Origin of the sequence: Sulfuricurvum sp. RIFCSPLOWO2_12_FULL_43_24 (assembly GCF_001829605.1) — a bacterium.
Lineage (GTDB): Bacteria > Campylobacterota > Campylobacteria > Campylobacterales > Sulfurimonadaceae > Sulfuricurvum.
The window spans coordinates 1-26,152 of the sequence record NZ_MIBT01000048.1; the positions used below are offsets into that span (position 1 = coordinate 1).

The window sequence follows — 26,152 nt, forward strand, 5'->3', positions numbered from 1 at the left end:
CCGATGAACCCGATAGAGCGACCGACAACGAAGAATGCGTTTAATGCACCCGCTTCAATAAAGCCGTCGATCTCCTCTTCGGAATATCCAAGCGCACGCCACATATCAACCATCAAGATACCGATAGTACCGTCAACGTTCAAAATAAGGTTATCTTTTTTAGAGGTTGTCAATTTTTCGACTTCAAGCGCAAAATCAAGTAACGGAGTAGCCGGGAAATGCTCAGCCGCATATTTTTTCAATCCTGATACACGAAGATCCGGATTACGAACCGATTTGATACGGTGACCGATACCGGAGATGGTTTTACCCTCTTTTTTCATGTAATCAATGAATTCAGCCGGAGACATACCACGATCGTTTGCGTATTTGAAATAACGTGCCGCATCATCGATCGCTCCGCCGAAACGTGGTCCAATGGTCAAAAGACCTGTTACAAGTGAACTGATAACGTCTTTACCCGCACGTGCAGTTACTTTTGCATTGTGTGCACCTGAAACAGCTGGACCGTGATCGGCAACCGTTTTGATAACGGTTTCAAGATAATCGGTTGCCCATTTCGGATAACGTTTTTTGAACCAAAGCAATGAAATAACATCACCGATACCGAAACCGGTTTCAGGTGTTGCAACCGAACTGATCGGATAACCTGCATAGGTTGCTTCATCACCACGGTCATCAGAGATCGTACAAATGAACTCTTTCTTACGACGTACTTTTGGTACGGCACGTAATTCCGGTTCAACGATTTCACCGATAGTGCCCTCACTGCGAAGTTTTCCATAAACTTCTGCGATTGTGTGCGGAAGATCATTGAAGCTCGCAGGTACATAGATACCGGCTGCTGCCATTGCTTCATTTTTCGATGCTGCTGTTTCTGCATCCGCATTTGCCGAAGCACCTGCGTGACCGAATTGAACCCCTGAACTAAAATGTTTTGCAATCGTACCGATACACCAAGCGATGATCGGTTTTTTGATTTTGCCGGCTTTTACCGCTTCGATCACTTTGTACTCCTCAGTCCCCCCTACTTCACCGAGAAGAACCATGTATTTAACTTCAGGGTTGCTCTCCATACGAAGAAGGTTATCGATGAATACCGATCCAACAAAACGGTCTCCACCGATCGCAACACCCTCAGCAATACCGTCAGCATTGATACTGATGATGTTTGAGAGTTCATTGAACAAACCGCCTGAACGCGTAACCAGTCCGCATGAACCAGCACGGTGCAGTTTCGAGTTGATGATATTTTCAATCGTTCCACCGACGTTAGCGATTTTAAATCCGCCCGGAGCGATACCGCCGACAGTAGCCGGTCCGATAACAACCACACCTGCATCACGAGCCGCTTGGTTCATTTTACGTGCAAGACGCTCAGGAATCCCCTCAGCGGTAACCATAACGGTTTTGAATTGCCCTTTGAGTGTGATCGCTTCCATCGTAACATCATACGCGGTACGGAAAGAACCGAAGTTTAAAAGAACGTCTGCATTAGGAAATGCTGCTGCCGCTTCAGTAGTGTTACGGAAAACCGGAACCATGATCTCATCGGGACCATAGAAAAATTTCTCGAATTTGTTTCCGGACGTTGGAGCAACGATTGCCGCAACCGAAGGTTTAGCACGGTTGATGACATAGTCATAATCCAACATACGCTGAATAGCGCTCGCGTTGTTGTTCCAAAAAATTGCTTGTGTATCTTTGGTAAATAAAGCACCCATCATTCTCTCCTTATTTTTCTAAAGCCATACGTACGATATCCGTTACGTGTGTTTCTGGCCCATAAACTTCGATATAGAGACCCAAACGGTCTGCCGCATCTTTAATATCTTTGAGACCTTTTTCATAGTTCGGTCCGCCACGGCGTACATAAATACGGGTATTATGTTCTTTCATACGATCCGCATAGGTTTCGAACGACTGAATAATACCGGTAAAGGTTTTTGCAACATCGGTAAAGTTCGCAATCGCACCGCCGATAATAAGGATTTTATCGCGTCCCTTAGGATCTTTGTGACGTGTCATCAAATCCAAAACCGTATCCGCGTAGAATTTAGTCTCACCTGTAGTCGGTCCGCCTGAATACTCACCGTAGTTGGCAAGATCGGAAACGTTACCGGAGAGGTCTGCGATGGTATCGGCATAAACAACCGATGCTCCACCACCTGCTACCATCGTCCAGATACGTCCCATTGGATTAAGGATGGTCAATTTCAATGAAGCACCCGATTTAGAGTCTGCTTCTGCAATCGCTTTTTCTTCCGGAGTTTGATCTTCCATACCAAACGCCGTCGGGAACTCAGCACCGCACCATGATTCGCCCATCATGAACCCTGCCGTGTCATCCAGACGCGCGACAAGGTCAAGAATGTGCATATCATTACCGATCATAACGATCGGATTGATTTCAAGATAAGCGAAATTCTGATCTCGGTAGAATTTGTAAAATTGTTCTGCGAAAGCGATAAAACGCTCTTTGTTCTCGGCAGGAATTCCCGCAGGAACATTGGCACGGATCAAGTGAGCAATGTTTGCATCATCCATAGTGATAGGAATTGTTACTTCGTTAACTTTCTCTTCCCAACCCTCTTCAACTTCCATACCGCCCTCAGCCGATAGATAAAGAACATCGTCTTCACCGACTGTGGTTGCAGAAATATAATACTCTTGATCTTGAGAGTGTGGAGTGAACGGCTCAATAATAAAATGAGTTAATGTTCCGTGTTGTCCGGAGAGAAGTGTCGTTTCGTGAGCGATTTTTTCGTCGATCCATTTAGCGGCTTCTTCAAGCGTGACGTCACCCGGTTTAGTAGTTTTAAACAATACAAGATCATTTTTACCGCGTTTACCGAAGAGCATATCCGGTTTGGCAACAAGAGCTTCTTGTTTCAACCATTCAAAACCGTGTTTTTGTGCACAAGCACGTAATTCATCACCATTAGTTACCAATACTGATTTGAAACCGTAATGAAAACCACTGAAGTATTTTTCCCAATGTTTAGAGAAAATTGCTTTACCGTCGTATTCACGAATCGCTCTTTGAGCCATTGCAACTCCTTCGAAAATCTATTTAAGAAATTATATCATTTATAAGGATTTTGAACGGTATCTCGAAAGTTTTAGAGCGAAGAAGATTGTTATTTGTTTACTTTCGTAACATGTGTCTCATATACTGGGATATTTATGTAACTTATTGTAACTTTATTCCCCTTTGAGCTTGCTCCATTTTCTAAACGGTAATCCTCACAGTGGGTGATTCCGTAAAAACGAAGTCTCATTTGAAGCTTTTTATCCCCGGCATCGATACATCGGATATTATCCTCATGCAATACACCGGAAAGCTCTTTTGCAATGTGCATAGGATAGGAAAAATGGCGTTTTGGATCATCCAAAAAGCGATAAAAATAGTGGTTAAAGAAAACAGCTAATACATTTACTATTAGAAGGATAAAAGCACTGTAAAAGAGTATTTGATAGCGTCTTCGAAATTCACGCAGCCGGATACGGTAAGTATGGAGAAAAGTTTGTGCCGCAAGAGGCAATGCGATCAATAAAAATGGGGCAAAGGTTTGTATTTCCACTTTTTGCCGAAATGAGAGCAATAAAGAGATGATAAAGGCGCTCATAGCAATCATCCAAATCAAATCCCACTCTTTAGCCATCATTCGACGGTAAAGAACGTAAAAAAGATAGAGGAAAACGATCGGTGAAAATATCGCGGAATATACCCCCAAAGCGTCTAAAAAACGGCTTTCCGGTGATCCGCCGATATGAATACCATACATCCATAACGATAGTACTAAAAAAATAGACCCGGAGAGGGTGTAAATATACTCTTTTCGATAGGTTCCATAAAGGGCAAGTGCAAAAAACAGATAAGCAAAGGACGGATCAAGAATTACCAATAAAGGAAGTAAAATCAAAGCGTAACGCCCATAGTTCAAATACATATAAAGAAAAAGAAAAAGAGAAGTAATAATCAAGCCGGCATTATCAACAACCAATCCTGCACTGGTGACCCCGGGAAGAAGAATGTAAATCAATACTATCCATAAACGATCATTGGCACGCGAAACATAATGTTTTGATATGCCATACAGCAAAAATACCGAAAGAAGATGTAGGACAATCATCGGGATTCGTAAAGCGTAATCATTCTGACCAAAAATATGAAGTGAGGAAGTAATAAATAGTTGTAAAACAGAGAAGTCACCATAAAGAATTTTTGCTTCATGGTAGCCGATAGAGAGCCCTTTGATTTGCAAAACAAGAATTAAAAAATTAATCCCTAAGAGTGCTAAAAAAAAGACTCTTTCTCTCATAGTTTTAGAAAATTGTTGAGAATCTCATGCCCGAATTCGCTCATAATCGATTCAGGATGAAACTGAACGCCGTAAATCGGTTTGTCTTTAATCTCTAACGCCATAATCTCATGATCATCTTCACTATACGCTGTCGGGATAATGACATCCGGAAGATTTTCCTGTTCGACGATCAAGGAATGATAGCGGGTCGCTGTAAACATCTCAGGAAGTTTATCAAAAATAGGGGTATTTCCCTGACGCAACATTCTCGAGGTTTTACCGTGCATCATTCGATTTGCTCGTACTACGTTTCCTCCAAAAGCCTGTGCAATGCTTTGATGCCCCAAACATATCCCTAAAATAGGTACTTTATCGGCAAAATGACGAATGACTTCAAGAGTAACCCCTGCATCATCGGGAGTTGCAGGTCCCGGAGAGATAATGATTTTCTCAGGATGAAGCGCTTCAATTTCTTCTACCGTGAGTTCATCATTACGAATAATTTTGAGATCCGCCCCAAGTTCTAAACAATACTGAACAATGTTATAGGTAAAACTGTCATAATTATCAATCATTAAAATCATTGTTCTTCCTTACCACGCTTTGATGGTATTATACAAGCTATCACGCTCAATTGGTTCAAATCCGCTGTTCTTAATGAGTGCAACGAACTCTTCCAAATTAACACCGTGAGCACTTGCCGCTCCAGCGGCAGAGTTAATCGACTCTTTTTCGATCGTACCATCAAGGTCATTCGCTCCGAATTCTTGGGAAACAAGGGCTAAATTTACCGTAGAGGTAACCCAATACGCTTTTAAATTCGGAACATTATCCAGTACGATACGGCTGATCGCCATCGTTTTAAGAATTTCATGGGCGGTGATGGATTCTTTAACATTCAAAAAGTTGTTCTCCGTCTGATAGACAAGGGGGATAAAGCAGTTAAATCCCCCTGTAACATCCTGCAAGTCTCGAATCCGCATCATGTGATCAATACGATGATGTCGCTCTTCGACATGGCCGAAGAGCATGGTGACATTTGATTTCATCCCTCTCTCGTGCCATTTGCGGTGAATTTCAAGCCACTGCGCGGAAGTTACTTTCCCTTTACAGATGTAATCACGCACTTTTTCATCGAAAATCTCCGCACCGCCGCCGGGCATCGAATCAACGCCGTTCGCCACCATCAAATCCAAAATCTCATCATAGCTTTTGCCATATTCTTCGGCTAAGAAATGAACTTCCGCTGCTGTCAGGGCTTTGATATGTAGATTCGGGTGACGTGCTTTGATCTTACTGAAGACTTCGAGATACCACTCCAACCCCGTGTCAGGATTGTGGGCTGAAACGATATGTACTTCCGAAATTCCCCGTGCAACGATATCGTCAGTAATCGCCAAAATTTCCTCATGGCTCATCGTATAGGGATTGGGATTTTTACGGCTCGCACTGTAGGCGCAGAATTTACAGATATCTTTACAGATATTGGTGGGATTGATGTGGCGGTTAATATTAAAATAGGTACGTTTGCCATGTAACGCTTTGCGACGTTCATCAGCCAGTTCGCCGAGGGTAAAGAGGTCTAAATCATAGAGGGCTGTTGCTTCTTCTATGGATAACCGTTCATGCCGTTTTACTTTTGCTATCAAATCCATTATATAAATCTTTATTGCTTATTTTTATGCGCATTATAGCAAAAGAAAAAAACCTCATCTTTAAACTTCATTGCAAGTCTTAAACTTACCAATCAAATAAGACGGTACAGTTTTTATTGGACTTTTTCGCACAATACAGTGCCTTATCGGCACGTCCTATCAGAGTTTCCAAGGTATCTCCCTGCTGATGAATAGTCACTCCGACACTGATAGTAACATGAACATTTTTACCGGCATAGAGGAGATTGCTTTGCTCGATTTTTGAGCGTATCTTATCCGCCATTGTCTCAGCCTGCGTCACGTCACAGCGATTTAAAACAACCGCGAATTCTTCTCCTCCATAGCGATAAACGTTATCTGCGGTTCGAATCATCCCTTTAATCGTCTGTGCGATAAAATAAAGCACTTTATCCCCCGCTACATAACCGTATTCATCATTAAGGAATTTGAAATTATCCACATCGATCATCATGAGCACCAAGGAGAGTTTTTTGTTCGCACCCGCTTCAATCGCGGGTTCAATCTCTTCACTAAATCCTTGACGGTTTCCAACCTTGGTCAACAGATCGATTGTGAGCGCTGAACGAGCGTCCTGAAGTTCGTCGGTGAGTGAATCAATCTTGGATTGTGCTTTATCAAGCTCATCCGACATATTTCGGTTAAGTGAGGTTAATTCCTCGATAAAAGTGACAAACTTTTCGATCGAATCCGAGGGAGCGTTATCAAGACATTGACGTTGTTCTTCAGCAACCGATGCGATACCGGAGTGCGATTCGATAAACGAGGCAACCGAATTTTCAACCATATCGAGATATTTACTTACATCTTCTTTGGAATCACTCAATACTTTTTGATCGACATTTTCCTGATCTTTACGAAGCGCCTCATCCGCTGCTTCCCTAAAAAGTTGGTCAAAAATCTTTTTGTATTGTGAAGGATAAGCCGGAATCTTCATGGAACGCAATAGCCCCATCGTATGATCATGAATTTCTAAAACTTTCTGATAGATAGGAATAGGGTCCATTTTCACTCCTTTTGCTATACGTTAAAACAATTGTATCATCTTCATGTGAACTTTCATATTTTCTCATTCTAATCCTATTTTTGCTTTTTTTTTAATCTCTTACTGTTCTCAAAAAAAATGATTATGCGCTACAATAAAATAAAAAGTAGCCCTATGAGTATCAACGAACAAATTGAAGACCTCATCGAAAAGAAAGCCAGTGATTTTGAGATATCTAAGATCTTCAAATCCTATATATCTGATTATAAAAATTCACTTCCTGAAGTTTTTGAACGCAACCAAGGTAAAGACTTTCTCGTCACCCATACAAAAACACTTGATTCGATTATCTCCCTGATGTACAAAACCGTATTGCGCCGCCTATTCGGCAACTACCTGCCGATGCGCAGTTCTATCCCTATCACATTTATAGCATTGGGAAGCTATGGACGTGAGCAGTTGTGTGTTCACAGTGACATCGATCTTATGATTGTATATGAAAAAAATGAGGGATATAATACCGCCGCCATTATCGAAAAGTTCCTCTATCTCGCATGGGATGCAGGGCTCAAGCTCGGTCATCGTGTCCACGAAGTGGATGACTTGCTGGGAGCTTCCCGCGAAGATATAACGATTAAAACCGCTATGATGGAATCACGCCTCATTATCGGTTCGCCGTTTGCGTGGAGCGCTACTCAAAATAAACTCACCGCCATCCGTTATGATAATCCCAAAGCCTTTATTATGGCAAAAATTGAAGAAGCGGATGTGAGACGACAAAAATTCCCTTTTTCTATGCAACCAAACATTAAAGAGGGCGTAGGTGGGCTACGCGATTCGCAGCTATTGTACTGGATTGCAAAAACGCTTTACGGAGTCAACAGTCTCAAAGAACTCAGCGGCAAACTCTTTAGCGAAGAGCAGTATCGTGAATACCGTATTGCCTTAGAACTCCTTTTTCGTATCCGAAGTGCTCTGCATTTGCTCACGGGAAAACAGCAAGATCAACTCGCCCTTGATTATATGCCGCGCATAGCTCAAATGCTCGGTTTTAATGATGAGAAACGGCTGGTTACCCGGTTACTTGAAGCGCAATGGAGAATTAACAACTTCACTCAAATCTACGTTAAAAAAATGGCGCGTATCTACATGCACGATGCCAAAAATACCTTGTACTTACGACAGGGAAGAGTCAGTAAAGGATTCTATGCGATTGATGGCGTATTGTACGCTTCATTCAACCATACCCCTCCTCCGATCGATTCGCTTCTCGAAATGCTCGTCAATTTAGAAGATAAAGAGTGGGTGTTTGATTCAAGCGTTCTGTTCCATTTCACCTATTCGCACATAAAACATCCTCTGCGTGCCAAAACATACGCACTCATGCGAAAACTCTTCGAACGCGACCATCTTTACGTTATTCTCAAACTTTTTTACGATGCTGGGATCCTTCACCACCTCATCGGAGCCTTTAAAAAAGTACTACACCTGCCGCAGTTCGACGGATACCACCAATATCCTGTCGATTTACACTCAATTAAGTGCATAGAAGCCCTCGAAAACATTCAAGACCCTTACGTTGATACTCTCTATCGACCACTGGGGATTGTCGATAAAACGCTATTAAAAGCGGTGATTTTACTCCATGACACCGGTAAAGGGCGTAAACAAGATCACAGTGAAATTGGGCCGAAGCTCATTCTCCCTTTCATTAAAAATCTCAAACTCTCCGCAACGCTCCATGAGCGTGCCGCATTGTTGGTTCGCCATCACGTCTTAATGACTCACGTAGCGTACCGTGAAAATCTCTATCACGAAAAAACCCTTTATCAATTCATGTCCAAAATCAAAACACCTGAAAATCTCAAGCTCCTCTATATCCTAACCTATGCAGACGTTAACGGTGTCGGGCCGGGAACCTATACAGGATTTGGGGCGAATCTGCTTCATGAACTCTACGAAGCCTCACTCGAAATTGCATCCCAAAATGATCGTATTACCGACGCTATTAAACGACAAAACAAAGAAAAAAGACTCGCTCACGATCCTGAATTTATCGAACTCTCTAAAATTGAACAGAAAAAAGTCCTCTCTATCGAATCAAACCTCTTTTTCTTTAAACATACACCCAGCGAAATTATCAATATCTCCAAAGAAGCCTTTCACTGTCAGAACTTTACCTATCAGCTCAATATTGACGGCGGTCTGGTTATCCATATTTTCCGTCGTATTCCTCTCAACTTAGGCTATTTGTTAGGTAAGCTCAGTTATCTGGACGTTGCTTCAATGGATATTTTCACCCTCTTTGATGGGATTAAATACTTTAAAATTGAGTTTCTGCAACGCCCTCGCGAAGGGACAATGGAGCAAATTGAAATTATTGTCGAAGAGGCATTTGATATGTCTAAAAAGCTCAATCTCCCCAAACCGATTATCAAACCCAGTGAAATTACCCTCGATTGCGATCACTCCATTCACTATGCACAGCTTAACCTCCATACGACGAATCAGCGGGGATTATTGGCCTATTTCGTTCAGTGTTTTGACGAAGCACAGATCAATATCGCTACCGCAAAAATCCATACCAACAAAAATATGGCACGAGACCACTTCTTAATTGAAAAACAAAACAGAATGTGCGATAATGCGCGCGAAATAATTGCTAAATTGGTAGGAGAATAACATATGTGCGGTATCGTCGGATATATCGGAGTTAAACCGGTTAAAAAGATATTGATCGACGGACTTCGAGAGCTCGAATATCGCGGCTACGACTCTGCGGGAATCGCCGTACTGCAGGAAGGAAGCTTTTCCCTATTTAAAGCGGTTGGAAAACTCATCAACCTTGAAGAAAAAGCTCAAAATTTTGAAAGTACCGGATTCTCTGTCGGCATCGGACACACCCGCTGGGCAACGCACGGTAAACCGACGGAACTTAATGCCCACCCGCATCTGGGACAAAATTCTTACGTCGTTCATAACGGTATTATCGAAAACTATCAAGAACTCAAAACAATGCTTACCGCTCATGGGGTTCAGTTTTTAAGTCAAACCGATACCGAAGTGATCGTCCATCTTTTCGAGCATCAACTCAAAACCGCAGTTTCTCCTTTTGAAGCATTTCAACAAACTCTCGCTCAACTTCGCGGTGCATACGCAATCTTGCTCGTCAATGCAGATGCAGAGAGAACAATTTTCTTCGCAAAACACGGTTCTCCTATGATCATCGGACGCAATCACGAGGGTGAAACGCTTTTCGGTTCATCGGACGCGGCCTTGATTGGTAAATGTCACGAAGTCATCTATCTCGAAGACGGCCATTATGGCTATGCATCCGCCGATACAGTGGCTTTATATGATGAGAACAATAACCCCGTTATTTTGCGATTTACCCCTCTCTCCGAAAACAAACTCTCCGCTCAAAAAGAGGGATTCCGATTTTTTATGGAAAAAGAGATTTATGAGCAAAGTACGGTTTTGGCCGATACCTTATTGGGGCGATTACGTGATGAAAATGTCTATTTTGAAGAATTAGAAAGCACTCTATTTGAGGGGATCAACGAAATCAAATTTTGTGCTTGCGGGACCAGCTATCATGCTGCATTGGTAGCAAGTTATCTCTTTGAACGCCACGCAAAAATCAAAACTTCTGTCGAATTCGCCAGTGAATTTCGCTACCGTGAACCTTTCCTCACCCCTGACACCCTTTTCGTCGTTATCAGCCAAAGCGGTGAGACTGCCGATACGTTAGAGAGCCTTAAAATGGCTAAAAAGTTCGGTCTCAAAACCATGGTTATCTGTAATGTCGACAACTCCTCGATGGTACGCCTTGCCGATGCGTCCATCCTTACCCGTGCAGGAATTGAAAAAGGGGTGGCCTCGACTAAAGCATTCGCTACCCAAGTATGTGTATTGTGGATGCTCAGTCTCTATCTCGCAAGCAATCGTAAAACACTCGAAAGCTCTGAAATTCAGCGTCAAATCGGCTTACTCCGCACACTCCCTGTAACAGTTGCCGTTGATAACGCACTGCACGAACAATTGCGCCGCCTCAGTAAACGCTATCTCCATGGGCACGGTTTCTTCTTTATTGGACGAGATGTCTTTTTCCCTCTTGCTCTGGAGGGTGCTTTAAAACTCAAAGAGATCAGCTATCTGCACGCTGAAGGATACCCAAGTGGAGAGATGAAACATGGCCCGATTGCCCTCGCTGACCCGGAACTCTTTACCATAGCCCTACTCCCGGAACATAAGCTTTATGATAAAACCAAAAGTAATATCGAAGAGCTAAGCGCACGCGACTCAACGATTTGTTCGATCAGTCCTCTCGATTTTGACAAAGCGGATGACCATATTCGTACAAAACATACCGGGGATTATATGCTCGAGTTTTTCGAAATGATGGTTGTTTTACAACTCCTCTCGATGGAAATCGCTATCCGTTTGGGCAATGACGTTGATATGCCTCGCAACCTTGCAAAAAGTGTTACGGTCGAATAAACCGTACCGCTTAACTCTACTTTCATCTAACTTTAAAAATTATTTAGATATTGTCAGTAGTTTATAAATATTCTATTCCGTCAATTCAACGTATAAGGCAATGAAATATGAATGCTAATCGGAAAATATTATTTATCGTCGCTTTGATGCTTATCGGGCTCGCTGTTGCTACGATTACTAATGTTGCTCTCAATTTTCGTGATTATGGGTATAACAATGCGATTGAAAAATCCAAAATGACCGCTGAAATTGTTCGTGATGGATTAACAGCACACATGGTTAACGGCATTATGGATAAACGGGAGTTTTTTCTCGGCAATATCGCCAATATCAAAGATGTTCAATCTCTTTGGATTGTACGTTCCCAAAGTGTTATCAATCAATATGGCGAGGGGATGCAAAATGAAAAACCACGTGATGCTATGGACCGCAGAGTCCTTAAAGAGGGGGTCACCGTTCGAGAAATTCGGGAAGATTCCAACAACGCGGTTTTGCGTGTAACCATTCCCTACACTGCAACAGCATATGGGACGCCAAACTGTCTTACCTGTCATAATGTTAAAGAGGGAGAAGTTTTGGGTGCCATCAGCATGGAGTTCAATATCAATGAAATCCGCCAAACCGGTGCTATGACGATTGCTAAGATTTTTGCCATCAATGTCGTATTTATTATTATAGCGCTGTGGGTTACCAATTACTACTTCAAACCGTATATGAAACTGTTTGAAAATCTCCAAAATGGAATTAAGCGGGCACGTACCGGAGATTTTAGCTTCCGTTTCACTACAACCCTCAAAGATGCCGGAAGTGAAGTTGCAGAGCAGATGAATACCCTGTTTCAAAAAATGGAAGAGACCTTTGGCGGGATTAAACACAATCTTAATACCTTTGCATCCCGTTCAAACATCTCCTGCAGTGATCCGCTCAGTACCGCTGGAATCATTATTCAAGAGCTCTCCGATGTCTATAAATTCAAAAAAACCATCGAACTTGATAGTACCAAAGATGCTATTTATGAACGCTTTGTTTACGTCCTAAAAGAGAAATTTAATTTTGCCCATTTTGCCCTCTATGAAGTGGATAAAAATACTAAAGAGCGTAAACTGATCCATATTACTGATAACAAAAGTTTTTGCCTTCCGGTTGCCGATAAAGATGCGATGGAGTGCCGTGCTTACCGCACTGCAAGTGACGTTTATTCAACCGATTTCCCCAATATTTGTGCCAACTGTGCCGATGATAAAGAGTATTCGTGTATTCCGTTCAATATCAATGACGATTTATCGTTGATTCTCTCTTTTTCAGCTAAAGACCATACAACCATTGAAGCGATGAATCTCTCCTTGCCAAGCATCAAAAACTATTTCGAAGCGGCAAAAGCGGTCATAGAGAGCCGAACACTTATGGATAAATTACGAGATTCTTCACTTCGAGACGGTGCGACACGCCTCTATAACCGCCGCTTTTTAGAAGAATTTATCGACAAAAGTTCAGAGCAGGCGCTCCGTTCACATATCACGTACGCTATTTTAATGATTGATATCGACTATTTTAAAATGATCAATGATACTTACGGGCATGATGCAGGAGATATTGTTATTAAGACCCTTGCCGAAATCCTTCAAGATAGTATCCGAAAAGCCGATCTCGCTATCCGTTACGGAGGAGAAGAATTCTTAATCCTTCTGTACAATACAACGCCGGAAGGTGCAACGCAAGTCGCTGAAAAAATCCGTATGCGTTTTAATGAGAAAAAGTTCCAATTCGGCAACGATACGGTGGAAAAAACACTCAGTATCGGAATTGCTCATTTTCCATCACAGGCTGATTCAATCTGGAAAGTCATCAAATATGCCGACTTGGCCCTCTATGAAGGAAAACATACCGGACGTAACCGCGTTATCGAATTCGAAGCGAGCATGCACAGTGGAGAGCAGTATTAACCTATAGACTTCTTGCTTAAGCTATTATTTCGTTCGTGGTGAGTTCACGTGCCCTTTGGGTATGTCGAACTATGAACTTGCGCACCCTTTCGACAAAACAAGAGTACCGCTCGCGAAGCGATGTTTCTTTGAGTTCAGGGCGAACAATCTCCCACTCTTACTTCGAACTTCTGCAAGAAGTGACTAGATCAACATTGTCTTAGCATCATAAATGAGGGAACAATTTCCCCCTTTATGTTTTGCTTCCAATAACGCTCGTTTCGCAAACTCAATCCCCTCTATCATATCTTTCGTCTGCGCAGGAAATAGCGTAATTCCGATACTAACCGTTTTCAAAATAGCATAGGTATTGACACGAATTTTCTTTTTAAATGAGACATGAATTGCCTCAGCTACTTCAGTAACCTTATCACCCTCATAATCGTACAATACAACCGCAAAGGTATCGCCGCCGTAACGGATAAGAATATCTCCTTGCTGGAGCGTCTCTTGGATATTACGGGCCATTGCTTTGATCACCTCATCACCCACTTGCGCATCATACGAGTGATTGATTCCATCGAAATGGTCCATATCGACCATTAAAATACCATAGGGGATCATCGTACGAATGGACTGAGCGTTAATCAGTTTACTAAGCTCTTCGAGATAGGCACGGTTATAAAGCTGGGTAAGAGGATCAATACGAACCGTATTCTGTAACTTTTTATTGATAATTTGAAGACGTGAAGCGTTAATATAATTCCCCAATTGTTCAAGCGCCAAGCGAAATTTTGCAATATCGCGAACATCATAACTCACCAATGAAATGACGATATCAAGCTCATCAACAATAGGATAACTTCGACAGATATAATGAGCACTCGGATCGATCATCTTAGGACATGCTACTTCGCATTGGGTTGAATCCACAATATCTGTCGTACGATCGGCACGACATCCGCTAGCAGCGTCACATAGAAGTGTCTTTTCGGAATGGACGACATGCGTCGACTTATCCTGTGGATTGACCTCTAAAATATTAAAATCACTCAAATTCCAACGGGTACGAAGCAAGGCAATAATCCGTCCGTATACCTCTTCGATATTCTGATCTTTCTCGATCGCTTTTCGGAAACGTTCCACCTCGTAGAGTTGATGGATTCCCATTTGCAGAGTGTAGAGAGGATCGGTATTGGGCTTATCCAACTGGATTAATGATCCCATCTTCTCACTCCCCTCAATGAGAGTGGTTTCCAGCTTTTCCATTAATGAATTGGTCCACATCGCGGCATGGTATCCATCGGCATTCTCTGTCTGTTCAACACGATAGGTATAATTGCCTCCCTCGGCACTCTCCATCGTTACCGCAATATCATCCAGAGTCTCTTTATACGATCCAATGAAACGGCGAACGGTTTTTAGAAGGTATACACTCAAAGCGATTAATACGATAATAGCCATGATGGCCGCGACCAAACCGGTCACTTTCAGGTCATTAATCTCCATCTCAATCGATACGACCCCTAAGACATCCCCTACTTTGGCATCATGGCAACTTAAACAGTCGATTTTACCCTGTTCTGAGGTCGCAATATAAGGGATAGAAAGGCGATACAGAGTATCGGAGAATAAAGTTCCCGAAACATTATTGACCGGTTTCCCCTCTCTTAATACGGCATGATCAATATCATCACGTGCTTCTTGATGATGGATTCCTTGCCCGTATTGACGAGTGAGAGATTCAGAACGTACTACCCATGCACTTTTCATCCCCTCCAAAGCATCGATTTGTGTTAGAAGCTTCTCTTGATAATCGGTACTTCCGCTAATCATATGGGAGGTCAATGACTCGCGAACAATCGCTCCGGCTAACGCTGCTCTGCTCTGGGCCGACTGCAATCCCATATAGCGAAAAGTTGCTACCAAGATCACAATAAATAGAATCATTATGGAGACGATAGAGAGGGAGAGGGTAAAAAATGTACTCTTTTTTTTCATTATTCCTGACTTCGTTGCGTAAATAGATCGATTATACAGAAAAAAAGATTAGAGTTATAAAAAAGAGAAGTTTTCCCCTCATTCAAGAGGGAAATTGAAAGTAGTTAGTGACAGCCGCAACCGGTGCCGCAGCTTCCTGCACTCGCAGGAGCCTCTTGTTTTGGTGCAGCAGTAGAACATGCCGATACACCCGGAGGGGTATTAGGTTGAATTGCTTGATTATCGACACCGCCATCGGCATTGATTTGTTCAATCGTTGCCCAAAGATCTTCGGCCGCCTTCATATAACGTTTTGCCGTTTCCGAAGTCGGTGCATAGTAAGTGACCGGTTTTCCTTCATCTCCGCCCGTTCGGATAGCCGGCTCGATTGGAATTTCGGCAAGGATACAGGTATCAAACTGATCCGCCATCGCTTTGGATGTCCCTTTTCCAAAAATATCGTACTCAACACCCGTATCAGGAGCGATAAATCCGCTCATGTTTTCGATAACACCCGCGATCGGGATATGAAGTTTTTTAAACATATCGAGACTTCGGCGTGAATCATCCAAAGAGACCATTTGAGGAGTGGTAACCGTTACACCGACAGTCACCGGAACACTTTGAGCCAACGTGAGTTGTGCGTCCCCTGTACCCGGAGGCATATCGATAACGAGACAATCCAAATCTGACCACATAATATCGCGTAAGAACTGCTCAATCGCTTTCATGATCATTGCTCCGCGCCAAATAAGCGATTGTCCTTCTTCCATGAGTGAGCCCATGGACATCACTTCGACACCGTATGCTTTTAATGGGAGAACTTTATTACCCACTACTTCAGGCTTTTGACCATCAAGTCCCATCATACGCGGGATATTCGGTCCATAGATATCGGCATCCAAAAGACCTACTTTTTTCCCTTGCATCGCGAGAGCTACGGCGAGGTTTACGGATGTAGTCGATTTACCGACTCCCCCTTTACCCGAACTTACCATGATAAAGTTTTTCACTTGAGGGGCAATATTTTTCCCCTTTGATGAACTCTCTCTAGGCATTTTCGGTGCCGTAATGTTCACTACGATCTCTGCTGCACCGACACGTTTAAGCTCATCGGTTGCTTCCACAGTGATCTGATGCGCTACTTCCGGTGCACTTGAAGTGATATCAACGCTAATGCTGACATTGGCACCTTCAATTTTAATCTCTTTAACGAATCCGAAGGTTACGATGTCTTTTGTGAACCCCGGATAGGTAACTTTGGATAACGCTGATTTTACAATTTCTTCTGTCATATTATTATTTCTCCTAAATTTAGATCATTTTGTCATTGCGGACTAGATCCGCAATCTAAAGATCCTGAATCAAGTTCAGGATGACGCTATTATTTTTACCTTCAACTTGCGCTTTGTGTTTTTGCTTCTTCCGCAATCCATGCGAGAGATTCGGGGTTATCCATAATCTGCTGGGTAATTTTATACGAACAAAATTTCGGTCCGCACATGGAACAAAATTCCGCTTCTTTAAATACATCCTGCGGCAATGTTTCATCGTGATACTCACGCGCCCGTTCAGGGTCGAGTGCCAGTTCAAACTGACGGTTCCAGTCAAACGCATAGCGCGCATCACTCATCGCATCATCGATGTCACGGGCACCTTTGCGTCCACGGGCGATATCGGCCGCGTGTGCCGCGATTTTGTAGGCAATAATCCCTGCGCGGACATCTTCAGCATTCGGAAGACCTAAGTGCTCTTTCGGAGTAACGTAACAGAGCATTGATGCCCCATGCCATCCGCCGACTGCCGCACCGATAGCAGAACTGATATGATCATACCCTGCCGCAATATCGGTAACGAGCGGTCCAAGGATATAGAACGGTGCCTCATGGCAATATTCGCGCTGAATTTTCATGTTACGCTCGATTTGATTGAGAGGGACGTGTCCCGGCCCTTCGATCATAACCTGAACGTTTTTCTCCCACGCACGAAGCGTCAAATCACCGAGCACTTTCAGCTCACCCAGCTGCGCTTCATCGGAGGCATCCGCCAAACATCCCGGACGGAGTGAATCTCCGAGGGAAAGAGAGACATCGTAACGAGCGCAAATATCCAAAATCTCATCATACGCCGTGTAAAACGGATTTTCGCGATGGTAGTGCATCATCCATGCCGCCATCAGAGATCCGCCTCGGCTGACGATTCCCATTTTACGTTTCGCCACTTTCGGCATCGTCTCCAACAAAAATCCCGCATGGATGGTAAAATAGCTCACACCTTGCTGTGCTTGACGCTCTAATACCTCGAGCATAACTTCAATACTTAAATCTTCGATTTTATTGTTTACATCATGTAAAATCTGATAAATAGGAACCGTTCCGATCGGGATTTTCGAGTTGGCGATAACGGCTCGGCGAATCTCATCCAAATCTCCTCCCGTAGAAAGGTCCATAGCCGTATCCGCTTTATAGTGCTGAGAAACCTGAATTTTTTCAATCTCCCCTTGAACATCACTCGCAATTGCGGATGAACCGATATTGGCATTAATCTTACAGCGTGCAGCGATCCCAATCGCCATCGGCTCTAAATTTTGATGGTTAACATTCGCAGGGATGATCAGACGTCCCCGCGCTACTTCTGAACGAACCAACTCGGGATCGAGTTCTTCTACTTTGGCGACATACGCCATCTCTTCGGTAATAATGCCTTGCTTGGCATAATACATCTGAGTTCGGACGGTGTCGTTTTCTCTTTTGGCGACCCATGCGGTTCTCATACTTTCTCCTTAGATCTTTATCAAAAGCTTAATTGGACTTATAAAGAAGAGCCCCTAAAAGGGTAGACTCTCTTTTAATGTAAATTAAAAACTTCAAGAGGATTTAGGAAAAGGTCTCCTGTTATCCCCTTGATATATTCTATAATTTATCGCAAACAAGATAAAAAAAAGCTTTTTAAGTGTATAATTTCGTAACAGTTTTCAAAATAGGATACATTTTGTCTGATTTTACCCTTGTTTTGCTTGCCGCTGGTAACTCAGAGCGTTTTAAAGTACCCGTAAAAAAACAATGGCTCCGTATAGGGCATGATCCGCTATGGCTTTATGTTACTAACCGTATCAAAGAATCTCTCCCCAATGTACCCGTTATTTTATCGGCTCATAGCTCTGAAATCCCGTTTATCTCCCCTTTATGTGACTTTACTGTAGTAGCAGGGGGAAATACCCGTCAGCAATCACTCAAAAACGCCCTTAAAGAAGTGAAAACTACCTATGTCATGGTAAGTGATATTGCCCGTGCATGCATTGATCCCGATCTTATTTCCCGTCTCATTGCAGCCAAAGGCTTAGCCGATACTATTGTACCGGCTCTCGATGTTCATGACACCGTTGTCTACGATAACACGACAATCGAACGAAATCTCGTAAAGAGAATACAAACGCCTCAGCTTTCCCGTACCGAAATACTACGCCGCGCATTTGAAACCGGTATTGAATATACCGATGAGAGCAGTGCCATAGTAGCAATTGGCGGAACACGCCATTTTATCCCCGGTGATGAACGTGCCGCTAAAATCACCCATGCCGGAGATACGTCAGCACTCGAGTGTCTCGCTCCACCTGCCAATTTTGTCTTTACGGGGAACGGATTTGATGTTCACCCTTTTGAAGAGGGAAAACCAATGGTGCTCTGCGGCGTAGAGATAGACAGCCCTTTTGGCTTTAAAGCGCATAGCGATGGAGACGTGGCGATCCATGCTCTCATCGATGCACTGCTGGGAGCGGCGTGCTTGGGAGATATCGGGATGCTTTTCCCCGATACGGACAATGCCTACAAAAACATTGATTCCAAACAGCTTTTGATACGATGTGTCGAAAAGCTCCACCATTTCGGCTTTGTTATACTCCACGCCGACATTACCATTATCGCTCAAACACCGAAAATCGGACCCTATAAAGATTTCATGCGCTCTACCTTGGCCCCTTTACTCCAAATTCCCATTGCACGGATCAATGTCAAAGCGACAACGACAGAGCATCTCGGATTTATCGGGCGCAAGGAAGGGGTCGGCGTCATAGCAACCGCATCAGTACATTATTTTGATTGGAAAAACGGATGAATATACTCATTATCGAAAATGAAATTTACTTAGCGCAAAGTATTGCTTCAAAACTCAGCGACCTAAGTCACAACTGCGACATCTCCAGTTCTACCAAAGAGGGGCTGAGAGGAATCCCTTACGATGTCGTTCTCCTCTCCACCAATATCAGCGGGCAAGACATCTATCCCGTCATCGAAGCGTATAAAAATGCCGTCGTCATTTTAATGGTAAGCTATGTGAGCAATGATACCGTCTCAAAACCTTTGGCGGCCGGTGCGAAAGATTACATCCTCAAACCGTTTATGATCGAAGAACTCATCCGTAAAATCCAACATTTCCAGAATCATGAACGTCTTCGCCGTCAGAACCAAACCTATGAGCGCTATCTCTCTCATACCTTTAATTCAATCAATGTCGATGAAGATTTGGATAAAACCGAGCTTCCCCTCTTCATTTGCAGCGGGTATCAAAAATATGCCGATGCTTTTGCTTTTCGCTATGCGGCACATCATGATAAAACATTGCAGTTTATCTCCCTCTCTTCAGCCAAAGCGTTTAGCGATATCGCAAGTTTAAACGATGATTCGATTCTTTTTATCACTGATTTTCAAAACCTGAAAAAGTCCGAGCATAAAGCATTTTACGAGTTGATCACCGGAAAAAAATGTATTGTCGCCAGTACCGATCCCATCGATAATCCCCCGTTCAAACTGATCGAAATCGAAAGCGAAAGCCACCTTTTCGATCAAGGAGAAATTCTACCGATCGAAGAGTATGTCAAATATATCATGGTCCATTTCCAAAACCGGTTCCCGGATACGGAACTCTCTAAAAAACTTGGTATTTCACGTAAAAGCTTATGGGAAAAGAGAAAGAAATATGGCATCGTCAAGAAAAAATAGAGCCCTCTATATCGATCAAGAAGCGGTTTCTGCTCTCACATTACTCAAAGCAGGAATGCTCAGTCCGGTAACGGCTCTGATGAATGAAGCTCAAAGTAAAGAGGTCCTCAGCAGTGGAATGTTTTTGGGGAAAACCTTCCCCTTTCCGCTTATCCTTTCACCTAGCGGTAAGGTCAACGAAACGATTCTCACTACGGCCTATACGGGGGAGATACTTGACCTTATTTGCGATAATGCAATCGTTGGAGAGCTTTGTGTCGATGAAGTCTACCCCATCGATCCGCGTGAACGGCTCCGTCAAATTTACGGCACCGAAGATCTCTCTCATCCGGGTGTCAACGCAACCCATAAACGATTGGGAAAATACGCTATTTGCGGTGACTACTCTATCGATCTAAGCAGTGTCCAAGCAATTCAGAACATGATTCAAGAGGCCAAAGAGCAAATCGGTGCGCAGCACGCAACGGCTCTTTTTATGGCGGCAAACCCTCTACATCGAGCGCATGAACGTCTGATTCGCCAAAGTTTAGAGCGTACCGATCTGATTGTCATTTTCTTACTTAAGCCTTACAATAATGCTAATTTAAAATATGATCTCCGATACCAAACATTAGAATTTTTTGTGGAGAACTACCTTCCCCGCAACCGAGTTGTCATCGTTCCCTTAGAGAGCAGCTATATTTTCGCCGGAAGCAATGAAGTGATTTTAGATGCGATCGTTGCCAAAAATTATGGGTGTGATCGTTTGATGATCGGACAAAACCATGCCGGTATCGGAATGTATTACGATCATAATGCCAATAAATCGATTATTGACCGCCTCATCGGTATTGATATCGAAGTGGGTATTGCAAGCGAATACGTCTACTGTAATCAGTGTAAAACACTTGTGAGTGTCCAAACCTGTCCGCATGGACACCATCACCACATCTCGTATCATGCTGAGTCGATCTTAGAACTAATGCAGCAGGGACTTCTCCCGCCGGCAGTATTGGTGCGTAAAGAAATTTCATCGATGATTGTTGCATCGCTTTATCCGAATCGTTTTAAAAATCTGGCTAAACTCTATTATGACATTATGCCTGTCAACGGTTTGCTTGAAGAACACAGTGAAAAAGATTTCTATGTTGCACTTATGCGTCTTTATCAGACGACTTCTTTAACTTAACGGCATACCGGCAAAGCCGGTATTTGCCTGCGCTAACGCTGAGTTTTCCTCAGCGGAATGCTCACGTGCAGATAAACCGCACTTGAAAACTATTCTAAAAGGAAAAAAATGAATTGGTTTTTTCTGACCGTCGGTTACAGCGGCCTCTCTCCAAAAGCACCGGGGACAATGGGGACGCTTGCATCATTGCCATTAGGAGTGGCTATCCTTTTGTATTTAGGGCCGCAAACCCTATTTTTAGCCGCATTACTCATCACACTTATAGCCATTAAGAGTATCAATACGTACGAAGCTCAATCAGGAAATCATGATGATCAAAGAATCGTTATTGATGAACTCGTCGGATTATGGTTTGCCCTCTCCATCGCACCGGGGATTGGATTTGATATTGCGACACTCATGCAATGGAATAACGGAATCGCTTTGCAAATCGTCCTTAGCTTTATCTTTTTCCGAATCTATGACATCAAAAAGCCCTCTATTATCGGTCGAATCGATCGTGAAGCCAAAGGGGGTCTTGGGGTAATGGGTGATGACATCATCGCGGGATTTGCCGCAGGGATCACCGCTGCCATCATTTGGCAAGCGATTTTAAAAAGCGGACTAGTCGGATAGTCTTTTAGCTTGCCTTTTCTAAATGTTGCGCTAAAAACATTTTCATTATCGCTTGTCGAGCAACACCGAGTCGTTTGGCTTCATAATCAAGTCTCTCGATCATCCATATTGGTAAATCGAGATTCACCCGTTTTTGTTCCAAATTAGGACGACGCGACGCAGACCAATCGACAAACTCGGATATATCTTCTCCGTTATCAAATGCTTCGTCAAATTCTTTAGCTGTTTTCATAATATTCTACCTCCACGTGCCGTGATCGTCTCACGGAAATAATTCGAATTACTTCTGTTCTATAGGTTATGATAGCAGTCCAATGTTTTTCCTCGATTTTCCCAACACACAAAAAACGTATTTCGTCAGGGAAATTCAAAGGAGCTTCAAGCAAATTTTCATCATGCCACAGTTTTTGAGCCTCATCGAAGTCAATACCGTGTTCTTGTTTGTTTACTTCGCTTTTGATCCTATCATATTCAAATTTCATACCAATGGTATACCAAATTTATCCAAAGATGGATTAAAGAATGAAAATTCATCGTATTATTCACTGGAAAATAAAACAAGATATCTGGTTCACAGTCTCTTCCGAATGTGTCTTTAGTTGTCTGCTGATATCGGTTTATCGGCTAATAATTTTTAACTGATTATCTTATTCCGTCCACTCTCTTTTGCGTAATAAAGTTTTTCATCAACACGCTTTAAAAGCTGATCCGGATTTTCCCCCTCATTCCATCGTACAATTCCGATTGAACAGGTAATTTTTTTAACCAACTTAAAATCGTATTCAGCAATCCTTAAACGGAGTATTTCAGCCAGTTTTGTTGCCGATGAGAGTTCACTGTCCGGAAGCAAAATTACAAATTCTTCACCTCCCCACCGTGCAATCACATCACTTTTACGAACTCCGTCTCTCAAAATTTGTGCTAATATTTTTAGGACTTCATCTCCCACCAAATGGCCATAGTTATCATTTATCTCTTTAAAATGATCAATATCAATCAACATCATGGACAAAGCACGACCGTAACGTTGCGATAATGTAATCGAATGTTCCAAGACTTTATCAAACTGAAACCGATTAGCAACCTTAGTTAAAACATCTAGCGTTGCCAATTCATTCAATTTTGTAATATCGGTAAAAACGACTACATAACGTATCTGATTCTCATATTCCATCTTCTGCAAGTGAACGGTGAAAATTGAAACCTTCTCACCCACCCTCATTTTTACTTTGTGCTCTTTAGTATTGTATTGAATCAAATAGTCGGTCCAAAGTATCCCATCCATTTGCGGTTGTAAATATTCATTGGATTCACCTGCTTCAAAAAAATCACAAATACACGCGTGTTCAAGACGAAATTTTTCGATGGATAGATACCCAAAATAATCAGAAAATGCCTGATTAGCATAAATAATCTGTTCACCGTCTGTTACAAGAACAATATTTTTTTGCGAATCCAAAATGGTTTTGATGTACCGTTCTTGAAGATTTAATTTACCTATGAGCGCACCAAACGTATATTCAATTAATCCCCAAAACAATGCCATTAAAAGCACCGTCAGGATAATACTTCCTAAAATTGTCTCTAAAAGGTTTTGGTAACTGCCCGTTACATCATTAATGGAGAGGATGACACCAACTTTTCGCCCTTCTGAATTGTGTAAATAGAGGGGATTGATCTCATAATCTTTTTCATCAATACGAATATTTTTAGAGTTCATCAATGGATTTTTATCCATAAAAGCACTCAGATATGGCTTCTGCTCTTCCGAGATACGAATGTAACGATACTCTCCGATCCCCTTTTGATATAAAGATCCATCAGCAGCACCCAATACATCTTTATGGATCATCAAAATATTTTCAGATCCTGTCATTTGTTTGATTTTATCGATAAAATAAGAGGTGTCGATTCCAAATTCCAAAGCGCCGACATAGGTATCGTTATCAAATACCGGCATCACCACACGAAATGCCATTCCGGCAATTCCCCCTTCAAATCCGGTGAGCATTTTATGATTTTTATGAACACTGCGAATCATCGGCCTGCGTGCGGCGATATTGTCTCCAAAGTGTTCTTTGAGGTGCATCCGTAGAATAGAGGTTCCATCAGCAGCATGAAATTGCATGATGGAGAGAGAGGGGTTTTCTTCACAGAGCGTTTTATACCTTGGGAGAGTTAAACGATAGAGTGTCTCGGTATCGTGTTTTTTGATTGCTTCGAGTACCCCTTCGGAGCGTATATTGGCATAAGCTCGAAAAATGTAAAAATGTTCTGTATCACGTACCATCGAGTCAAACGCCATTCTGACATTTCCTGAAGAGCGTTGTGCCCGCTCTTGTGCGTAACGGCTCTCATTAGAGATATGAAAAAAAGTAAATACAGAAGAGACCGCAAGAACAATCAAGGCTATAATGATTTGTGCACGGAGCTTAAAATTCATCCCAATCCTTCGTCTTCAGATACACCTAAATCATCATCGGCTCATCCGTCGGTTCAATCTCTTCAAAATCTTCTGTAATCTGATCAAGCATCTTTTGTGTCTTTTTGATTTTAGCAATATTCTCATCAAAGAGTACTTTAGATGCCGGAAATGCGGTTGAAAGCTCTTGATAAATCAAAATACGTCCCCCAAAATGACGGTTGAATTCATCGAATGCTGAACGCAAATACTCTTTTGAGGTCGTATGACGAAAGAGCGCTTTAATCATTTTTTTACGCTCTTTAATCGGAATCGATTCATCGATTGCTTCGGCTACCCGTTTGATGTCCAGACGCGAGAAATAAACCCCGCTGTGATAAGGGGCTAAAAGTTTATCGGAAAGCTCATCGACAAAACTCGGAACCGGTTCATTATCGGGATCATTCTCCTCGGTACCGCTCTCGCAGCTTCCAGTGTCACATTTTCCCCGCACAAATTCATCAAATTCAGCCTTTAAATCGCTAAAATCGTTTGCTTTCATTTTATTCTCCTGTAGTTAAATCGTAAAAATAGTGACACTGTGAGCGCATTGCAATCTCATCAGGAAAATCGTCCCGATCGGCATAGCGTTCCAATGCACGCGTCATAATCAAATCGCCGATCAATCTTCCCTCACGTATCATGATGCAATCGCAATAGCCATTTTCTTGTGCCGTAGCGGATGCTTCATCAACCAAACCAAGTGCCTCTTCTTGATATTCACTGGCGATGACTGCCCCGTTAAGCTTTGAGCTTCGCATTTGCGAAATCGTAAAGGCGACATCATCGGGGCGTATATTCATCGGAATCATCATCGCATCACACCCACTCTCTTTATAGAGTTTATTGAGGGTGACCGAAAAACGGCTACTATGCGCATTTTCGGCAATATATCCGTAAAGCTTCGTAGCCACAGTAATAGTATTATCATTATTCATCATGTATTCAATCCCCACAATTCAAGAGCTTCCTCTTCTTCGAGCTGACAGCGGCGGCAGATTTTTTCCCCCCCGACGGAGCTGAAAATGGCATCACATTCATCACAGCGGCGTACCAAATAGGTGATAAGATTTTGCACCTTTGGCTCAAACCACTCTTTGAGGTTATACGATGTCGATACACTGATCGCATCACTTTCACACACATCATGGCATAGATGGCATTTGACGCACAAAAACGGATCAAAATCGATCTTAGAATTACGCATATCCGAAGTGAGTGCCGCAGTAGGGCAAACACGATAGCACATCTGACAGGCAGTGCATTTGGTCTCATCCATCATTTTTTGAGAGGTAAAAGAGATCATTTGGGCATCCACAACATGAAACTGTGATGACTTTTCGACCCGCTTCAGTGCCGTAAAAAAGAGTTTTCGCCGATCGGTAATTTTTTTGGCACGCAGCTCTTGCGTATGAGAGCTGTCAATCACCGATTCGATAAATTCATCGGTTGTACTTTGAACCTCTTTTTCAAAATCATGTTTGACTTTTGCAATCCCCCTCAAATGAAAGGTTTTAAAAAAATCTCTCCGATCCTTAGGTTCC

Annotated in this window: 22 protein-coding genes; 7 read left to right on the plus strand and 15 right to left on the minus strand. The window is 42.6% G+C overall.

What is annotated here, in order from left to right; all coding sequences use genetic code 11:
* From A3G19_RS04745 to A3G19_RS04770, 6 genes are all read right to left on the minus strand, one after another.
* Positions 1–1,724: citrate/2-methylcitrate synthase (locus tag A3G19_RS04745; RefSeq protein ID WP_294870846.1), on the minus strand; the 1,724-nt coding region annotated here is incomplete at its 3' end.
* Between the two features lie 10 nt (positions 1,725–1,734).
* Positions 1,735–3,051 carry an ATP citrate lyase citrate-binding domain-containing protein gene (locus tag A3G19_RS04750; RefSeq protein WP_015653104.1) on the minus strand — a complete coding sequence of 439 codons (1,317 nt, stop codon included), beginning with the start codon at positions 3,049–3,051 and terminating at the stop codon, positions 1,735–1,737.
* 89 nt (positions 3,052–3,140) lie between these two features.
* Complete coding sequence (locus A3G19_RS04755) at positions 3,141–4,325, minus strand: hypothetical protein (protein ID WP_015653103.1); 1,185 nt, start codon at positions 4,323–4,325, stop codon at positions 3,141–3,143.
* Positions 4,322–4,891, minus strand: coding sequence for an aminodeoxychorismate/anthranilate synthase component II (locus tag A3G19_RS04760; protein WP_015653102.1), 570 nt, complete (start codon positions 4,889–4,891; stop codon positions 4,322–4,324). The genes A3G19_RS04755 and A3G19_RS04760 overlap by 4 nt, the downstream gene beginning before the upstream one ends.
* Before the next feature lie 9 nt (positions 4,892–4,900).
* Positions 4,901–5,962, minus strand: coding sequence for an aminofutalosine synthase MqnE (mqnE, locus tag A3G19_RS04765; protein WP_294870848.1), 1,062 nt, complete (start codon positions 5,960–5,962; stop codon positions 4,901–4,903).
* 85 nt (positions 5,963–6,047) lie between these two features.
* Positions 6,048–6,986 carry a GGDEF domain-containing protein gene (locus A3G19_RS04770; RefSeq protein WP_015653095.1) on the minus strand — a complete coding sequence of 313 codons (939 nt, stop codon included), beginning with the start codon at positions 6,984–6,986 and terminating at the stop codon, positions 6,048–6,050.
* 153 nt (positions 6,987–7,139) lie between these two features.
* Between A3G19_RS04770 and A3G19_RS04775 the strand changes: the two genes are divergently transcribed.
* The 3 genes from A3G19_RS04775 (at position 7,140) to A3G19_RS04785 (ending at position 13,408) form a co-directional block, all read left to right on the plus strand.
* On the plus strand, positions 7,140–9,647 hold the full coding sequence (locus A3G19_RS04775; protein WP_041192388.1) for a DUF294 nucleotidyltransferase-like domain-containing protein: 2,508 nt from the start codon (positions 7,140–7,142) through the stop codon (positions 9,645–9,647).
* A gap of 3 nt (positions 9,648–9,650) precedes the next feature.
* A complete protein-coding gene (glmS, locus tag A3G19_RS04780; RefSeq protein WP_294870850.1) occupies positions 9,651–11,465 on the plus strand; it encodes a glutamine--fructose-6-phosphate transaminase (isomerizing) in 1,815 nt (604 codons plus the stop codon).
* Positions 11,466–11,572: 107 nt separating this feature from the next.
* Positions 11,573–13,408, plus strand: a complete 1,836-nt coding sequence (locus tag A3G19_RS04785) for a GGDEF domain-containing protein (RefSeq protein ID WP_015653092.1) — start codon at positions 11,573–11,575, stop codon at positions 13,406–13,408.
* A gap of 183 nt (positions 13,409–13,591) precedes the next feature.
* On the opposite strand, the gene A3G19_RS04790 is transcribed toward A3G19_RS04785, so the two are convergent.
* The 3 genes from A3G19_RS04790 to thiC form a co-directional block, all read right to left on the minus strand.
* Positions 13,592–15,388, minus strand: a complete 1,797-nt coding sequence (locus A3G19_RS04790; protein ID WP_294870852.1) for a GGDEF domain-containing protein — start codon at positions 15,386–15,388, stop codon at positions 13,592–13,594.
* A gap of 104 nt (positions 15,389–15,492) precedes the next feature.
* Positions 15,493–16,662, minus strand: coding sequence for an Mrp/NBP35 family ATP-binding protein (locus tag A3G19_RS04795; RefSeq protein ID WP_015653090.1), 1,170 nt, complete (start codon positions 16,660–16,662; stop codon positions 15,493–15,495).
* Between the two features lie 101 nt (positions 16,663–16,763).
* Positions 16,764–18,140, minus strand: a complete 1,377-nt coding sequence (thiC, locus tag A3G19_RS04800; RefSeq protein ID WP_294870854.1) for a phosphomethylpyrimidine synthase ThiC — start codon at positions 18,138–18,140, stop codon at positions 16,764–16,766.
* A gap of 218 nt (positions 18,141–18,358) precedes the next feature.
* Here thiC and A3G19_RS04805 point away from each other — a divergent pair, with 218 nt between their 5' ends.
* From A3G19_RS04805 to A3G19_RS04820, 4 genes are all read left to right on the plus strand, one after another.
* The gene (locus A3G19_RS04805) at positions 18,359–19,480 is read left to right on the plus strand and encodes a bifunctional 2-C-methyl-D-erythritol 4-phosphate cytidylyltransferase/2-C-methyl-D-erythritol 2,4-cyclodiphosphate synthase (protein WP_294870856.1); all 1,122 of its coding nucleotides are present in this window, start codon (positions 18,359–18,361) and stop codon (positions 19,478–19,480) included.
* Complete coding sequence (locus A3G19_RS04810; protein ID WP_294870858.1) at positions 19,477–20,364, plus strand: response regulator; 888 nt, start codon at positions 19,477–19,479, stop codon at positions 20,362–20,364. The genes A3G19_RS04805 and A3G19_RS04810 overlap by 4 nt, the downstream gene beginning before the upstream one ends.
* Positions 20,342–21,532 carry a sulfate adenylyltransferase gene (locus A3G19_RS04815; protein ID WP_294870860.1) on the plus strand — a complete coding sequence of 397 codons (1,191 nt, stop codon included), beginning with the start codon at positions 20,342–20,344 and terminating at the stop codon, positions 21,530–21,532. Before A3G19_RS04810 ends, A3G19_RS04815 begins: the two co-directional genes overlap by 23 nt.
* Before the next feature lie 108 nt (positions 21,533–21,640).
* A complete protein-coding gene (locus tag A3G19_RS04820) occupies positions 21,641–22,147 on the plus strand; it encodes a phosphatidylglycerophosphatase A (RefSeq protein WP_294870862.1) in 507 nt (168 codons plus the stop codon).
* A gap of 4 nt (positions 22,148–22,151) precedes the next feature.
* Here A3G19_RS04820 and A3G19_RS04825 read toward each other — a convergent pair whose 3' ends face one another.
* The 6 genes from A3G19_RS04825 to A3G19_RS04850 form a co-directional block, all read right to left on the minus strand.
* Positions 22,152–22,379 (minus strand): CopG family antitoxin, encoded by a 228-nt coding sequence (locus tag A3G19_RS04825; RefSeq protein WP_294870863.1) that lies wholly within the window; start codon positions 22,377–22,379, stop codon positions 22,152–22,154.
* Positions 22,366–22,629, minus strand: coding sequence for a BrnT family toxin (locus A3G19_RS04830; protein WP_294870865.1), 264 nt, complete (start codon positions 22,627–22,629; stop codon positions 22,366–22,368). The genes A3G19_RS04825 and A3G19_RS04830 overlap by 14 nt, the downstream gene beginning before the upstream one ends.
* Before the next feature lie 152 nt (positions 22,630–22,781).
* Positions 22,782–24,590: a diguanylate cyclase gene (locus tag A3G19_RS04835; RefSeq protein ID WP_294870866.1), complete on the minus strand. Its 1,809-nt coding sequence runs from the start codon at positions 24,588–24,590 to the stop codon at positions 22,782–22,784.
* Between the two features lie 25 nt (positions 24,591–24,615).
* Positions 24,616–25,110, minus strand: a complete 495-nt coding sequence (locus A3G19_RS04840) for a hypothetical protein (RefSeq protein WP_015653078.1) — start codon at positions 25,108–25,110, stop codon at positions 24,616–24,618.
* A 1-nt stretch (position 25,111) separates the two neighbouring features.
* A complete protein-coding gene (locus A3G19_RS04845; RefSeq protein WP_015653077.1) occupies positions 25,112–25,549 on the minus strand; it encodes a hypothetical protein in 438 nt (145 codons plus the stop codon).
* The coding region (locus tag A3G19_RS04850; protein WP_294870868.1) for a 4Fe-4S binding protein at positions 25,546–26,152 on the minus strand (607 nt) is incomplete at its 5' end. The genes A3G19_RS04850 and A3G19_RS04845, both read right to left, overlap by 4 nt.

Excerpts from the sequence above, each read along its gene's own strand:
- thiC (WP_294870854.1), bottom strand. The coding sequence starts at position 18,140 with ATGAGAACCGCATGGGTCGCCAAAAGAGAAAACGACACCGTCCGAACT.
- A3G19_RS04840 (WP_015653078.1), bottom strand. The coding sequence starts at position 25,110 with ATGAAAGCAAACGATTTTAGCGATTTAAAGGCTGAATTTGATGAATTT.
- A3G19_RS04845 (WP_015653077.1), bottom strand. The coding sequence starts at position 25,549 with ATGATGAATAATGATAATACTATTACTGTGGCTACGAAGCTTTACGGA.
- A3G19_RS04815 (WP_294870860.1), top strand. The coding sequence starts at position 20,342 with ATGGCATCGTCAAGAAAAAATAGAGCCCTCTATATCGATCAAGAAGCG.
- A3G19_RS04795 (WP_015653090.1), bottom strand. The coding sequence starts at position 16,662 with ATGACAGAAGAAATTGTAAAATCAGCGTTATCCAAAGTTACCTATCCG.
- A3G19_RS04820 (WP_294870862.1), top strand. The coding sequence starts at position 21,641 with ATGAATTGGTTTTTTCTGACCGTCGGTTACAGCGGCCTCTCTCCAAAA.
- A3G19_RS04830 (WP_294870865.1), bottom strand. The coding sequence starts at position 22,629 with ATGAAATTTGAATATGATAGGATCAAAAGCGAAGTAAACAAACAAGAA.
- A3G19_RS04775 (WP_041192388.1), top strand. The coding sequence starts at position 7,140 with ATGAGTATCAACGAACAAATTGAAGACCTCATCGAAAAGAAAGCCAGT.
- mqnE (WP_294870848.1), bottom strand. The coding sequence starts at position 5,962 with ATGGATTTGATAGCAAAAGTAAAACGGCATGAACGGTTATCCATAGAA.
- A3G19_RS04790 (WP_294870852.1), bottom strand. The coding sequence starts at position 15,388 with ATGAAAAAAAAGAGTACATTTTTTACCCTCTCCCTCTCTATCGTCTCC.
- A3G19_RS04750 (WP_015653104.1), bottom strand. The coding sequence starts at position 3,051 with ATGGCTCAAAGAGCGATTCGTGAATACGACGGTAAAGCAATTTTCTCT.
- A3G19_RS04755 (WP_015653103.1), bottom strand. The coding sequence starts at position 4,325 with ATGAGAGAAAGAGTCTTTTTTTTAGCACTCTTAGGGATTAATTTTTTA.
- A3G19_RS04810 (WP_294870858.1), top strand. The coding sequence starts at position 19,477 with ATGAATATACTCATTATCGAAAATGAAATTTACTTAGCGCAAAGTATT.
- A3G19_RS04825 (WP_294870863.1), bottom strand. The coding sequence starts at position 22,379 with ATGAAAACAGCTAAAGAATTTGACGAAGCATTTGATAACGGAGAAGAT.
- A3G19_RS04785 (WP_015653092.1), top strand. The coding sequence starts at position 11,573 with ATGAATGCTAATCGGAAAATATTATTTATCGTCGCTTTGATGCTTATC.
- A3G19_RS04835 (WP_294870866.1), bottom strand. The coding sequence starts at position 24,590 with ATGAATTTTAAGCTCCGTGCACAAATCATTATAGCCTTGATTGTTCTT.
- A3G19_RS04770 (WP_015653095.1), bottom strand. The coding sequence starts at position 6,986 with ATGGACCCTATTCCTATCTATCAGAAAGTTTTAGAAATTCATGATCAT.
- glmS (WP_294870850.1), top strand. The coding sequence starts at position 9,651 with ATGTGCGGTATCGTCGGATATATCGGAGTTAAACCGGTTAAAAAGATA.
- A3G19_RS04760 (WP_015653102.1), bottom strand. The coding sequence starts at position 4,891 with ATGATTTTAATGATTGATAATTATGACAGTTTTACCTATAACATTGTT.